12 protein-coding genes are annotated in these 13,598 nt (G+C 61.5%); 2 read left to right on the forward strand and 10 right to left on the reverse strand.

Annotation, left to right across the window (positions count from 1 at the left end; translation table 11 throughout):
• Positions 1 to 15: 15 nt before the first annotated feature.
• The 9 genes from ACP7EG_RS00765 to ACP7EG_RS00805 all read right to left on the reverse strand — a co-directional run bounded on the left by ACP7EG_RS00765 (position 16) and on the right by ACP7EG_RS00805 (position 9,815).
• On the reverse strand, positions 16 to 342 hold the full coding sequence (locus tag ACP7EG_RS00765; RefSeq protein ID WP_099762582.1) for a flagellar protein FliT: 327 nt from the start codon (positions 340 to 342) through the stop codon (positions 16 to 18).
• Positions 343 to 345: 3 nt separating this feature from the next.
• The gene (gene fliS, locus ACP7EG_RS00770) at positions 346 to 801 is read right to left on the reverse strand and encodes a flagellar export chaperone FliS (RefSeq protein WP_426086025.1); all 456 of its coding nucleotides are present in this window, start codon (positions 799 to 801) and stop codon (positions 346 to 348) included.
• 30 nt (positions 802 to 831) lie between these two features.
• Positions 832 to 2,832 (reverse strand): flagellar filament capping protein FliD, encoded by a 2,001-nt coding sequence (fliD, locus tag ACP7EG_RS00775; protein ID WP_426086026.1) that lies wholly within the window; start codon positions 2,830 to 2,832, stop codon positions 832 to 834.
• Between the two features lie 120 nt (positions 2,833 to 2,952).
• Positions 2,953 to 3,336 carry a flagellar protein FlaG gene (locus ACP7EG_RS00780; RefSeq protein ID WP_426086027.1) on the reverse strand — a complete coding sequence of 128 codons (384 nt, stop codon included), beginning with the start codon at positions 3,334 to 3,336 and terminating at the stop codon, positions 2,953 to 2,955.
• Between the two features lie 93 nt (positions 3,337 to 3,429).
• The gene (locus tag ACP7EG_RS00785; protein ID WP_426086028.1) at positions 3,430 to 4,878 is read right to left on the reverse strand and encodes a flagellin; all 1,449 of its coding nucleotides are present in this window, start codon (positions 4,876 to 4,878) and stop codon (positions 3,430 to 3,432) included.
• Between the two features lie 368 nt (positions 4,879 to 5,246).
• Complete coding sequence (locus ACP7EG_RS00790) at positions 5,247 to 6,818, reverse strand: GGDEF domain-containing protein (protein ID WP_099762596.1); 1,572 nt, start codon at positions 6,816 to 6,818, stop codon at positions 5,247 to 5,249.
• Positions 6,819 to 7,019: 201 nt separating this feature from the next.
• On the reverse strand, positions 7,020 to 7,667 hold the full coding sequence (locus ACP7EG_RS00795; RefSeq protein ID WP_034753998.1) for a response regulator: 648 nt from the start codon (positions 7,665 to 7,667) through the stop codon (positions 7,020 to 7,022).
• 52 nt (positions 7,668 to 7,719) lie between these two features.
• Positions 7,720 to 9,210 carry a histidine kinase gene (locus tag ACP7EG_RS00800; protein ID WP_426086029.1) on the reverse strand — a complete coding sequence of 497 codons (1,491 nt, stop codon included), beginning with the start codon at positions 9,208 to 9,210 and terminating at the stop codon, positions 7,720 to 7,722.
• A 17-nt stretch (positions 9,211 to 9,227) separates the two neighbouring features.
• Entirely contained in the window at positions 9,228 to 9,815 is a 588-nt protein-coding gene (locus ACP7EG_RS00805) for a hypothetical protein (protein ID WP_426086030.1), read from the reverse strand.
• A gap of 115 nt (positions 9,816 to 9,930) precedes the next feature.
• Here ACP7EG_RS00805 and greB point away from each other — a divergent pair, with 115 nt between their 5' ends.
• Entirely contained in the window at positions 9,931 to 10,497 is a 567-nt protein-coding gene (gene greB / locus ACP7EG_RS00810) for a transcription elongation factor GreB (RefSeq protein ID WP_426086031.1), read from the forward strand.
• 70 nt (positions 10,498 to 10,567) lie between these two features.
• The gene (locus ACP7EG_RS00815; protein ID WP_426086032.1) at positions 10,568 to 10,912 is read left to right on the forward strand and encodes a transposase; all 345 of its coding nucleotides are present in this window, start codon (positions 10,568 to 10,570) and stop codon (positions 10,910 to 10,912) included.
• A 398-nt stretch (positions 10,913 to 11,310) separates the two neighbouring features.
• On the opposite strand, the gene ACP7EG_RS00820 is transcribed toward ACP7EG_RS00815, so the two are convergent.
• Complete coding sequence (locus ACP7EG_RS00820; protein WP_426086034.1) at positions 11,311 to 13,593, reverse strand: RelA/SpoT family protein; 2,283 nt, start codon at positions 13,591 to 13,593, stop codon at positions 11,311 to 11,313.
• Positions 13,594 to 13,598 lie beyond the last annotated feature (5 nt).

Raw genomic sequence — 13,598 nt, forward strand, 5'->3', positions numbered from 1 at the left:
CGCCCCCGCTTGCGTTTAGACGCCGTAGGCGTTGGCCAGGCGCCGTTCGGTGCCCGTGCTGTTGATCAGCTTGGACAAATGCGCCATCCACGGCATGGTCAGGTCGCGGATCTTGCGGTCATCTTCCAGGATCTGCTTGATCAGGGCGACCTTGCGCTGGCGGCCGGCGCTTTCCAGCACGACTTTTGCTTCATTCGCTTTCAGCGCTTCCACGTGCGCGCTCACTTGCTGCTCCAGCGCTTCGAACGCGTCCCAGTCGGCGTTGCTGGCGGCCGTCACCATCCGGCCCGTCAGGGTCTGCATGGTTTCATAGGTGGTCAGGACTTCTTGATTGGTCATCATGGCTCAGGCGCTCGCATAGTTGGAGATGCGGGTAGCAGATGCATCGCTAGCGGCAATACTCATGCCGGAAGGCGTGCCTATGGCGTTCCAGGTGTCGCGCAGGTCGGTCAGAAGGCGCTGTATCTCTTCGAGGATGCTCAGGTCATTTTTCAGGTTGGCCATCAGCAATCGCGCGCCCATGTATTCATACAGCGCATCGAGGTTTTCGGCGATCTCGCCGCCCGCATTCTTGTCCAGGCTGGCGCGCAGTCCCTGGTCGATCAGTTGCATGGCGCGTGAAATGGACTTGCCCTTTTCCGGGATATTGCCAGCTTTCATGTGCATCTGCGCGCTCAGCACGGCTACTAGGGCGCCGTCGTACAGCATGGCGATCAGCTTGTGCGGGGAAGCGGCACCTATGCCCGTTTCCAGGCCAACCTTGGCGTAGGATTGCGCGCCTTTGTTCGATGATCCAAACATTCGTATTCCTCTTGTAGATATGCGTTAGCTCTACTTGGCCAGCGCAGCGAGTTGCTGAGTCAAAAAATTGCTGGTGCTGTTCATCGAACTGAGCGTGACGTCGAGTGAGCTGTATTGCCTGCGCAAGCGCGCCTCGGTCAGGGTCAGCCGCGTATTGAGCGCATCGCGTTGCTTGGTGATATCGGCGATGCTCTTGTTCAAGCCGTCATTCTTGTTCTGGATCAGGCCCGCCGTTCCCAGGTAATTATCCGTAATAGTAGCAAACAGGGCGCTGATACCCTTGGAAATATTCACCGTACCGCGGTCGCCCAGCTGGCCGCCTTTGATCAGTACGGCAATCCCGGCGCTGCCCGAACCGGCCGAACCGGTCAGGGTCTGGCCGCTGCCGACGGCCACGGCGCCGTCGATGGTGCCGGCCACGTCCACGCCGGTGGTCATGGTCGGCGTGCCGAACAGGTCGTCGGCGCCATTGCCGGTGATTTCCAGCTTCGATGACGAGCCATACTTGTTCGAGACGATGCTGAACACACCATTTTGCTGCGTTACCTTGACGCCGGCCGTGGTGTCGGTCACGCCCGAGGCGCCGTTGATCAGCGACTGCAAATGGCTGACCAGGCTGTCGGCCGTATAGTTGCCCGGCACTAGGGTGGCCTTGGTGCTGACGCCATTGATGCTCAGCGACAGGTTGTCGTTGACGCCGGCAATAATGTTCAGGTTGGCCGCCGTGCTGCCGACCAGGGTGCCTTGCGTGGCCAGCTTGGAAATCGAGATGCCCTTGGTGCCGACCGTCGAATTGCTGGTCGAACTGACGAAGCTGACCAGGCTGTCGGTGGTCGAGCCCGAGGTCGCCAGCAGCTTGATGACGTCGTCCGAATTCTTGTCGATCGCCGTTTGCAGCTTGCCGGTATCGAGCTTCAGGGTGCCGTCCTTCTGAAAAGCGACGCCCAGCTGGCTCAGGCTCGTCACGGTGCTGTCAAGGCCCGGCACGCTGGTGCCGAACAGCTTGCGCAAGCTGGCCTGCAGGCTGTTGGTGGTCGAATCGCCGACCAGCGGGCCGCCGGTGCGCGCCGCACCCTGTTTCAAGTCGGGCGTGACGGCCGTCAGGCCGGTGACGGTGGTATTGAGCTCATTGTAGGCCTTGACGAAATTGGTCAGCGCCGTCTTGATGCCGGACGTATCCATGGTGACGCCGACATTGCTGGTGCCGATCTTGAGTACCGACATCGTCACGCCAGGCACGGCGTTCTCGACATTGTTGGTCTGGCTGGTAATGGCCACGCCGTTGACGGTCAGCTTGGCATTTTGACCAGCATTGCTTTGGGTCATGTTCTGCGTGCCGTTGGGCGCATAGGACAGCAAGTTGCTCAGGTCCTGGTCGCCGGCGACGGACACGCGCATGCTCGACGTTTCACCGCTCTTGCCAGATGTCAATACCAAGCGGTTCGGCTTGTCGCTACCGTCGGAAATAATGCTGGCGGTCACGCCGATGCCGGCCTTGTTGATGGCATCGCGAATACCTTGCAGCGAGTTGTTGCTGCCGTCGATGGTGACGGTGCGCGCTACGCGGGTGGCATCGAGGTCGAAGGTGGCGCCGGTATATTTGCCGTCGGTCAGGGTGCCACCGGTGATGCTGCCGAAGTCGAATGTCAGCACGGTGCTGGCGCCCGAGCCGATCAGCGTCGAGGTGCTTTCCTGGCCGGCGGCCGAAATGGTTTGCGCCTGCGCCAGCTGGGTCACGTTGACGCTGTAGTTGCCCTTGACTGTGTCCTTGCCAGCGGTGGCGGTCAAGACCTTGTCATCTGAGGTGGTGGCGTTGGCCACCTTGTATTTGGAGGCATCGGCCAGGGCGGTGACAGTGGTCTGGAACGCGCCGACGCCGCCGCTCAGGGTGCCATAGGCGGAGATTTGGGAGGTAATCGCCTTCTCTTTGTTCTGCATGGCAACAAAGGGGCGGCTCTCCACTGCCATCAGCTGACTGACCAGGCCATTTACGTCGAGAACGCCACCAGTACTGACGGATGAGACAGCCACAATAACCTCCTATGAGAATGCTTGAATATACTTGGTTAACGGCATAATCCATCCAGACTTTAGAGGGGTATTCGGCCAGCTGTTTGCCCTATGCCACGAAGGAAGTGGCACAGGGCCGTTTCACGCCGTTTGCTTGATCAGCAAACCTTGTGCTTTTTCCAGCGCCTTGCCGATTTCCAGCGCTTCCTTGGTGGGCATCTGGCGGATGACCTCGCGGGTTTGCTGGTCGATCACCTTGACGATGGTGCGCTCGCTGTCGGTATCGACTGAAAACTCCAGCTGGCGCGACATGAACTGCATCGCCTTGTTGATGTCACTGACGGCCTGCTTGACCTCTCTCAGCTCGGCCTGCGCGTCTTCCTTGCTGGCGGCCTTGCCGGTGGGCTTGCTGTCCGTGGCTGCTGGCGCCGCAGGTTTGGCGGCCGTGGTGCTGCCTGGGGTGAGCGCAGTGCGCTGCGGCTGCGGCTGTGGGGCCGTGAGGCCGTTTGTTGCCTGGATATCCATGATGGTGTCCTCTAACGGAAAATCCCCGGCGGATCAAGATGCAATATCTGGATCGGCCGGGGAGGGCTAAGCTACGGTACTACGGGGCGGAGATTAACCGCGCAGCAGCGACAGCACGCCGTTAGGCAGCGAGTTGGCCTGGGCCAACATTGCCGTACCAGCCTGTTGCAGGATCTGGCCGCGCGTCAGCTTGGCCGTTTCCGATGCGAAGTCGGTATCCTGAATGCGGCTACGCGATGCCGACAGGTTTTCCGAGGTCGATTCCAGGTTGCTTACCGCCGTTTCAAAGCGCGACTGCAAGGCACCGAAGGTTGCGCGCTGGCTGTTGACACTGGCCAGGGCGGAATCGAGAATCTTCAGCGCATCGTTCGAACCCGCGACAGTCGACACGTCGATGCTGGATACCGAATTGAGCGTCGCCGGACCAGAGGCCACGCCATTGCCGGCGGTAACCGTGCCCAACGAGAAACCCTTGTCGGAGTTCATCGAAATATAGCCCATCGACACGGCGGAGCCGTTGGTGGCGGCAACGGTGGCAGCCGCTGTCCGGGCACCGTCGGCGCCGATCGAGGCAGCCGTGAAGGTCGAGGTCGCGCTCTTGTTGTCCAGCTTGATGTTGTTGCCAGCTATGTTGGTCAGCACCAGGCCGTCCTTGGCGTCGTTCATCTTGGCCGTCACGCCGGTGGTGGACGATACATCATTGAAGGCGCTTACTGCCGATGCCAGGCCCGACGCGTTGTTCGCGCCCACCGTGAAGGTCACGTTCGAGGCGGTGGCGCTGTCGGAGGTAACTGCCAGCGAATACACGCCATTGGCCGCAAACTTGACTTCTTCTTCGGTTTTGGCAGTTGCCGTCACGCCCGTATCGGAGGTCTTGCCGTTGATGGTGGCTGCCAGCGTTTGCGCGGTGTCGGCGGTAGTCGCGGTGACCGTTGCCGATTTCAGACCCTGGATGTCGAAGGTGCCGCCGGCGTAAGCGGTAGCAGTGCTGCCAGCCAAGGTAGCTGGTGGCGCAGCGGACGACTGGTTGTTGCCGTAGTTATTGGTACGGAAGTTGGCAGTCGTGGCCTGGATGGTTTGGCCAGCGTTGGCGCCGACCTGGAACGATGCCGAGCCGAACGAGCCGTCGAGCAGCTTCATGCCGTTGAATTCCGACGTTTGCGAGATGCGGTCGGCTTCCGACAGCAGCTGGCCTACCTCAGCCTGGATTGCCTTGCGGTCGCCGGCCGAGTTGGTGGCGTTCGACGACTGTACTGACAGTTCGCGGACACGTTGCAGAATGTCGCCCGTCGATTTCAGCGAACCCTCGGCCGTTTGCAGCAGCGACACGCCATCGTTGGCGTTGCGCTTGGCTTGATCGAGACCGCGGATTTGCGAGGTGAAGCGCTCGGAAATTGCCAGGCCAGCAGCATCGTCTTTTGCGCTATTGATGCGCATACCCGAAGACAGGCGTTGCAATGAGGTGGACAGGGCCGACTGCGATGTGCTCAGGTTGCGTTGCGCATTCAGTGACGCGGTATTGGTATTGATGACTGAGGCCATTTTGAAGCTCCTTGCTATATGTTTTGGCTATGTGCCTTGTACCTTGGTCTGCCCCTGCCTTCCGGGACACTCACACCGCAGTTATATTCATTAACGGAGTGGGCCATGGAAAGTTTAGGGAAATACAGCGAGTATATTTTTTGTTTTGCCCCTCAAGTTGCCATAGGCGAGGACGCATAGACGGCACGCTTTGACTAAACTTTAGGGTTGTAAATAATTAAATATAAGAAATAATATTCAGTATCTTCAGATTGCCACAGGGGGCGCATGTCGGCCGCTGCAGCGCCGCCGTACGCACGTGCCGGGCGCAGGCCAAAAAAAACCCACCGTAAGGTGGGCATGGAGTGCGACAGCCTGCAAGTTGCCGTTTAGTCGGCCACCACCACCCGATTCTTGCCCGTCTGTTTGGCCTGGTACATGGCGCGGTCGGCGCGTTTGACCAGCTCGGCCTGGTCTTCGTTGGGCAGGCGCAGGGCCACGCCGGCGGAAAAGGTGATCAAGACTTTCTCGTTGTCGTGCAGGAAGAAATGCCGGGTCAGCTCGCGCTGCAAGCGCGTCATCGTCGATGAGGCCGCTTCGACCGTGGTTTCCGGCAGCAGGATGAGGAATTCCTCGCCGCCGAAGCGGGCGATGACGTCCATCGAGCGCAGGGTTTCCTTGACGATTTTGACCAGGTGTTTCAGGGCGGCATCGCCGGCCAGGTGGCCATAAGTGTCGTTCAGGCGCTTGAAATCGTCCAGGTCCAGCATGGCGATGCACAGCGGCGTGCCGCGGCGGTCGGAGCGGGCTGTCTCGCGCTCGAACACATCGTCCAGGCCACGGCGGTTCAGGCTGCCCGTCAGCTGGTCTTCCCGCACCAGTTCGCTCATATGCTGGAGCTTCGCTTCCAGGGTGTGGATGCGCTGTTCCGCATCCTGCACTTCCTGGCGCGCCAGCACCATCTTGTCGCGTGCGCGCAGGGCTTCGTTCTGCACCATGCGCGTTTCGCGCAAGACTTCGTCGAGAACGCTGTTCAATTCGCTGATATTTTCCGCCTGGCTGATCTTTTCCGAATAGCCGCCGATCTTTTCATGGAAGTCGCCCGTGCTGGCCGCCACTTGCCCCAGGCGGTCGATGAAGGTCATCATCATGTTCTTCACCGTCAGCTTGACGTCGGACAGGCTGTGCTTGAGCTGGCTTTGCTTGTAGATGACTTCCTTCAGGCTGCGCGTGGCGTCTTCCAGCGCGCGCTGGTCGAGCGGGCCGGCGATCAGGTTTTGCACGGCATCGACCTGGCCGCGCAGCCAGCTGTCGTCGTCGAGCAATTGGCTGACGTTGTCCAGCAGCAACTTGAACAGGCGCAGCAGCAATTCCTGCTGCTCGGCCGTATCGCCGCTTTTCAGTTCGATCTGGTAGCACAGCTGCTTCAGGCGCAGCGCCGCTTCGTTCAGCGCCTCTTCCGTGTGCGCCAGTTTGATGGCAGCGCCCAGCGATTCGGCTTCTTCCACCAGCGCGGGCGTGCCCGTCAGCAAGGTGGCGACGGCAAAGCCCAGGGTGCGGCTGAGCAATTCACGCAGGGTGCGCGTCTGTTCGCCGTCCGGCAGTGGCGGCAATTCGATGCCGCCGCCTTTCTTGACCTGTTTTTCCGCCAGCTGCGCCAGGGTGCGCGCATAGCTGTCCCAGTCGCGCGCCTTCAGTGCCCGCTGGAAACGGCGGCCAAAGTCGCCCAGTTCGCCCGCCGATTCGCTCATCTTGGCGGCAAACTGCGTCAGGACGTTTTCCGCGCCGCTCTCCGTGGGAGCGCTGGCGGCCAGCACGGCTGCCGGGGCGGCAGGCGTATCGGCCGGTTCGCTGATGCCGGCGATTTCATTGTAGATATCGCGGTAGGCGCTGGGCGTGGGGGCGATGCGGCGCGTGGCCAGGCGGCGAAACGCTTCGCGGGCGATATCGGCCGGATTCATCGCCGCAGCGGCGGCGGTATGCGTGGCGCCAGCGGGAGCGCCTGCTGGTGAAGATGGCAATTTACTGGACATGTAGACACAGCCTTTTCAGATATTTCTCATTATCCCCATGATAGGCGAGTTGGCAAAGAACTTATTGTGCGAGAAGCAAGGAGAAGTCCTGTCAATTCGCCCGATGCCAGCGGGCATGCCGCTTTGCCGTCAATCGACCAGCTGGTTGCGGATGGCGTAATGCGTCAATTCGGCGCTGTTCTTGAGTTTCATCTTGACCAGCAAGCGCGCGCGGTATTCGCTGACGGTTTTCACGGACAATTTGAGTTCTTCGGCAATGGCGCCCACCGCCTTGCCCGAGGCGATCATGACCAGGGTCTGGTATTCGCGGTCCGACAGGGTGTCGTGCAAGGCCGTTTCGTGGTCTTCGCCCACCGTGTTGGCCAGTTCCTGTGCCAGCGAGGCACTGATGTATTTCAAGCCTTGCGCCACTTGGCGGATGGCCGTGACCAGCTCGCGCGGCGCACTCTGTTTCGTCAGGTAACCGGCCGCGCCCGCCTTGAGCGAGCGAATGGCATACTGGTCCTCGCGGTGCATGGAGAGCATCAGCACGGCCAGTTCCGGCTTTTCCTTCTTGATCTGCTTGAGCACCTCGATGCCGCTGCGGTCGGGCAGGGAGATGTCTAGCAGCAATACCTGGCATTTCGAGCCACGGAACAGTTTGATGGCGTCGTGGCCATTTTCAGCCTCGCCGGCCACGATGATGTCCTTCGTGTCGGCGAGGATTTGCTTCAAGCCCTCGCGCACGATCGCATGATCGTCGGCGATGAATACCCGGATGGTGGCTTTTTCTTTCATGACTGCGTTGTTTCCTATCTGAATCCCTGCGCCCTGCGGCGACCCTGTGGCCTTATGGCGCTCCGCTTTGCGCTGGTGCGCTGGCTGCAGCCGCTATTATCGCCTCTCGCGGCGTGGTCAGCCGGATTTTTATGCTCAGGAGAGTGCCGCCATCGGGTCCATCCACCAGGCTCAGGGTGCCGCCCAGCGCGCTGGCGCGTTCGGCCATGCCGCGGATGCCGAACGACTGCGGCTTGGCGCGGTCGGACAGGCGCATGCCGACGCCATTGTCGGCGATCGACAGGCTCAGATGCTGGCGCTGCCGGGCCAGGCGCACGCTGACCTTGCTGGCCTGCGCATGCTTGGCGATATTCGTCAGTGCCTCCTGGGCGATGCGGAACAGGCTGGTCGCCTGGTCCAGTTCCAGTTCAATATGCTGGCGGTTGGAAATGAATTCGCATTCGATGCCGGCCTGGCGCGCGAATTCCTTCACCTGCCAGTCCAGCGCGGCAACCAGGCCCAGGTCCAGCATGGAGGGGCGCAAGTCCAGCGAAATGCGGTGCACGGCGTCGATGCTGCGGTCGACCAGGGCATCGACATAGTCGGCCTTTTCCTGCAACTGCGGGTCGTCCGGCGGCAGGCGGCGCGCCAGCATGGCCAGCGCCATCTTGATCGCCGTCAAATTGCCGCCCAGGTCATCGTGCAGTTCGCGCGCCAGGCGGGTGCGTTCGTGTTCCTTGACCTTGTCGATATGCGCAGTCAGCTCGGCCAGGCGGGCGCGCGACTGGCGCACTTCGATCTGTTCCAGCCGGCTTTCCGTGATATTCGTCATGATGCCTTCCCACTGCACCGTGCCGTCGGCCAGCGCGCGCGGCGTGGAGCGCAAGTTGATCCATTTGACATCCTTCCAGGCATCGATCCAGATGCGGCCTTCCCAGTTCCAGCTCCACAAGGCGTTTTTTGAGGCCTGCATCGACTCCAGATACGAGGCGTGGTCGTCGGCCAGGATCAGCTGGTAGAACAGTTCCGGGCGCGCGTGCAGCTGTGCCGGCTCCAGGCCCAGCAGGGCCTGGCAGCCATCGCTCAGGTAGGCAAAGGACGCTCGCCCGTCCGCATGCAGGCAAAACTGGTACACCAGCCCCGGCGTATTCGAGACGATGGCGTTGAAGCGCGACTGCACCTGCGCCAGGGCGGCGGCCGTCGCCTGTGGCGTGCGCAAGTCTTCGCCCTCGGCCAGCAGCAGGGCACGGTTCTGGCGGCTGGCGCGCGACAGGTGCAGGCTGAGCGAATACAGGCTGCCATCGCGGCGGCGCTGCTGCACGTGCAGCAAGGCTTGCGCGCCGATGCTGTCGTCCAGGGCGGCCAGCACGGCGGCCAGTTGCTGCGCGTCGAGCTGTGGCGCCAGGGTGAAGGGCGTCATCGCCAGCAACTCCTTGCGTGCGTACTGCAAGTTGTCGCAGGCGGCATCGTTGGCGTCCAGCAATTGCAGGCTGACCGCGTCGTACAGGTAGATTTCCCGCGCCGCCGCGCGCATGGCGGGGGCGAGCCGGGCAGTATCGTGCATGGGATGGCCTTTTTTCATTAGCGGCGGGCGCGCCAGAAGGCGGCGAAGCGGCGCAGCACTCTGGCCGGGCGGGAATGATGACGGCCTGGCGTGCCCTTGCGCAAGCGCTGCCACCAGGCGCGGCGGGCGCGGCCCAGCGCGGCTGACAGGCGGCTGACGCGGCGCCACGGACGCGTGGCGCGCAGGCGGGCGATCCAGCGGTCCTTGGTTTCCATGAACAGGCCATGCCAACGCGCAAACCACGGCAAACTGAGCAGGGTAGGGCGCGTCAGGCTGTACAGGCGGGCCACGGCGGCCGCGCCGCCCAGCTTGGCGATGACGATCACGCCGATGCCGGAAAACGCATGGCCGCGCGCGATCGCCAGCAGGGCCAGCAGCTTGACGGGAAACAGCAGCACGGCCGGCAGCACGAAGATGGCCAGCGCCCAGTACGGCGGCAGGCGCTTGATCCACGCTTCGAGCGTATGCAGGGGCGGAAATTGCGCCACCACCTGCATGATGCGCGCGCCCGTCGCCCACAGCCATTCCTCGATCAGCAGGCAGATGGCCGCCAGGTAGACCAGCGGCGCGAACAGCCAGCGCCTGACTCTGTAGAATTTTTTCATCCGTCTCCGTGTGCGGCGCAGGTTTGCCGCGATTGCCACGATGATACGTCAAAAAAGCCCGGCTGCCCCCGCATCCGGTGTGCCCGTGGCTCCCTGGCGGGGCTACAATAGGCGGATGAATAAAGCCTTTGTAAAAGAATCCGACAACGACGACGATGAAGAAGCGGCCGCGCTGGCGCTGGCCATTCCCGCCGGCGCCAAGAACTACATCACGCCGGCCGGCTACCAGCGCATCAAGGAAGAGTTGCTGCAGCTGATCGACGTCGACCGTCCGGAAGTGGTGCGTATCGTGCATTGGGCGGCGTCGAATGGCGACCGTTCGGAAAATGGCGACTATATCTACGGCAAGCGGCGCCTGCGCGAAATCGACCGCCGCATCCGCTTCCTGACCAAACGCATGGATCTGGCCGCCATCGTCGACCCCAGCGTGCACCATGGCAACGACCAGGTGTTTTTCGGCGCCACGGTTACTTACCGCACCAGCGACGGCGCAACGCACACCATCACCATCGTCGGCATCGATGAATTCGACCCCCTGAACGGCAAGATCAGCTGGGTCTCGCCGATGGCGCGCACCATCACCAAGGCCCGCGAAGGCGACCTCATCACCCTCAACACGCCGCAGGGCGAGCAAGAGCTGGAGTTGCTGGAAGTGACGTATCCAGCGCCGGTGGAGGGGTAGTTTGCGGTGACGCAGGGCGCCTGAGGCGGGTGCTGGCACACTGATCATTTAGTTGGTATCAGGAGTTGCCATGCCCCGTCGCCTCCGGCTTGTCTTGCCCGGCGTTCCGCTGCATGTGGTGCAGCGTGGAGTGAATCGCCAAGCATGCTTTCTTGATGGGCAGGATAAGCAGCGCTATCTTGACTATCTGCGTAGTTGTTTAGCGCTTGCGCCGTGCTATCTGCATGCGTATGTGGTCATGAGCAATCATGTGCATCTTTTGCTTTCCACGCAAAATACAGACTCCTTGTCGTCGATGATGAAAATGCTGAACCAGCGTTATGTGCAGTATTTCAACTGGCGTTATGGTCGTACCGGCAGCTTGTGGGAAGGCCGCTACAAATCTTGCATGGTTCAGGCGAGCGTTACTTATTGATTTGCCAGCGCTATATCGAACTCAATCCCGTCAGGGCCGGTATCGTGGCATTACCTGGGCAATATTGTTGGTCCAGCTATCGGAGCAATGCGCAGGGCGTACAAGATGATCTGCTGTCTCCGCATTCCTTGTATTTGATGCTTGGACGTGACGCGTCTGAACGGACAAAGACGTATCAATCCCTGTTTAACGAAGAATTGACCGCATGCTGCATCGGTGAGCTGCGGGACGCTGCCGATGCTGAATTTGCGGTAGGCGATCAGGCGTTTTTACGGCGAGTCGCGGAAATGCGCCGGTAGTCCGCAGCGGGGATCCGGGGTCGGTCGCTCCGCGATCGGAATACGTCCCACTGGGACGTATTCCCCCGGCGGGTCCGACCCCAGTATTTGCCTTGGGGTCTAATTACGCTCGCGCAGGATGCGGTTGACGCCTGCGACCCTGCGCACATTACGCAGCAGGGCGGCCAGGTGGACGCGGTCTTTCACTTGCACGGTGAAGCGCAGTTGGTCGAGGACGTTGTCCTTGTCTTCATCCATGCCCACATAGATGATGTTGGCGTCGGACTCGCCGATTTCGGCGGCGACTCTGGCCAGGATGCCCCGTTCGCTGTTGATCAGTACCTTGATGCGGCAGTCGAAGCGGCGGTTCAGTTCGGTGCCCCAGCGCACGGCGATCCAGCGGTCCGGTTCCTTGGCGCGCTGGCGCTTCGCTTGCGAGCAGTCGCTCGTGTGCACGAGCAAACCCTGGTCGCGGCGCAGCTGGCCGATGATCTGGTCGCCCGGAATCGGCAAACAGCATGGCGCCAGCTGCACCGAGACGCCTTCGCTGCCGCAGATGGTGACGGGGTCGAGTTCGTTGCCGCTGTTGTGCTCCACCGGCATGCTGGCCGCTTCGCCGCCGATCAGGCCAAAAATGTGGCGTGCCACCAGAGTAGCCATGCGCTTGCCGATGCCGATGTCCGCGTACAGCTCGTCCATGGAATTGGCGCTCGATTCGTTGAGCAGGCGTTCGACCAAGGGCGCCGGCAGGTCGGCGTCGATGTTCAGGGTGTGCAGTGCCTGCGACAGCAATTGCTGGCCCAGGGCGATCGATTCGGGCAGGTTGATCGTGCGCAAATGGTGGCGGATGGCCGAACGGGCCTTGCCGGTGCGCACGAACGACAGCCAGGTGGGGCTGGGGCGCGACGAGGAATCGGTGATGATCTCGACGATGTCGCCATTGTGCAGCTCGGTGCGCAGCGGCGAGGTTTCGTTGTTGATTTTCACGGCCACGGTCTGGTCGCCGATACCCGTATGGATCGAATAGGCGAAGTCGATGGCCGTGGCGCCGCGCGGCAGGGCGATGATCTTCGATTTCGGCGTAAACACGTAGACGGAATCGGGGAACAGGTCGACCTTGACGTGTTCGAGGAATTCGGCCGAGTCGCCCGTCTGCTGCTGGATGTCGAGCAGCGATTGCAGCCACGCGTGCGTGCGCTGCTGCAGGTCGGACGGGTTCGATTCGCCGCTCTTGTACAGCCAGTGCGCCGCCACGCCCGATTCGGCCGTGCGGTGCATTTCCTGCGTGCGGATCTGGAATTCGACGGGGGTGCCGTAGGGGCCGATGACGGTCGTGTGCAGCGACTGGTAGCCGTTCAGCTTGCGGATCGCGATGTAATCCTTGAACTTGCCCGGCATCGGCTTGTACAGGCTGTGCAGGGTGCCCAGGGTCACGTAACAGTCGGCAAAACTGCCCACCACCACGCGGAAGCCGTACACGTCCAGCACTTGCGAAAACGACAAATGCTTGCTGCGCATCTTTTTATAGATGTCGTACAGGGTCTTTTCGCGGCCCGTGACGTCGGCCTCGAGTTCGGCCATGGACAAGGTGCTTTTCACCGCTTCCATGATCTTGTTGACCACTTCGCGCCGGTTGCCGCGCGCCGCCTTGACGGCTTTCGCCAGGGTGCGGTAGCGCATCGGATACAGGTGCGAGAAAGACAGGTCCTGCAACTCGTGGTAAATATTGTTCAGGCCGAGGCGGTGCGCGATCGGCACGTACACTTCCATGGTCTCGCTGGCGATGCGGCGTTTTTTTGCCGCCGTCATGAAATCGAGCGTGCGCATATTGTGCAGGCGGTCGGCCAGTTTGATCAGGATCACGCGCACGTCGGACGCCATGGCCAGCAGCATTTTGCGGAAGTTTTCCGCCTGCGCTTCGATCTGGCTCTGGAATTCGATCTTTTCCAGCTTCGACAGGCCATCGACCAGGTGCGCTACGGGCGCACCGAAGCGCTCGATCAATTCTTCCTTCTTGACGTCCTGGTCTTCCATGACGTCATGCAGCAGGGCGGCCATGATGGCTTGCGCGTCGAGTTTCCAGTCGGCGCAGATTTCGGCGACGGCGATCGGATGCGAGATATACGGCTCGCCCGAGCGGCGCATCTGGCCCAGGTGCATTTCGTCGGAGAAGCGGTAGGCTTCCTTGACTTTTTTCAGGTCGGCGGGGGACAGGTATTCGGCCAGCTTGTCGGCCAGGTGGCTAACGGAGGCCACGCCCAAGGCGGGTGCTGGCGGTGTGGCGGAGGTGGTCCCGGTGGACGTACCAGCGCCGGACGCGGAAGCGCCTTGTAATTTTGCCGCCTGGCGCGGGGCCAGGGGCGGCAGTGCTGCAGAAGTCGTGTCGGCTGGAGTCGGACTCATAAAAC

Source organism: Janthinobacterium sp. PSPC1-1 (assembly GCF_049897625.1).
Lineage (GTDB): Bacteria > Pseudomonadota > Gammaproteobacteria > Burkholderiales > Burkholderiaceae_D > Janthinobacterium > Janthinobacterium tructae.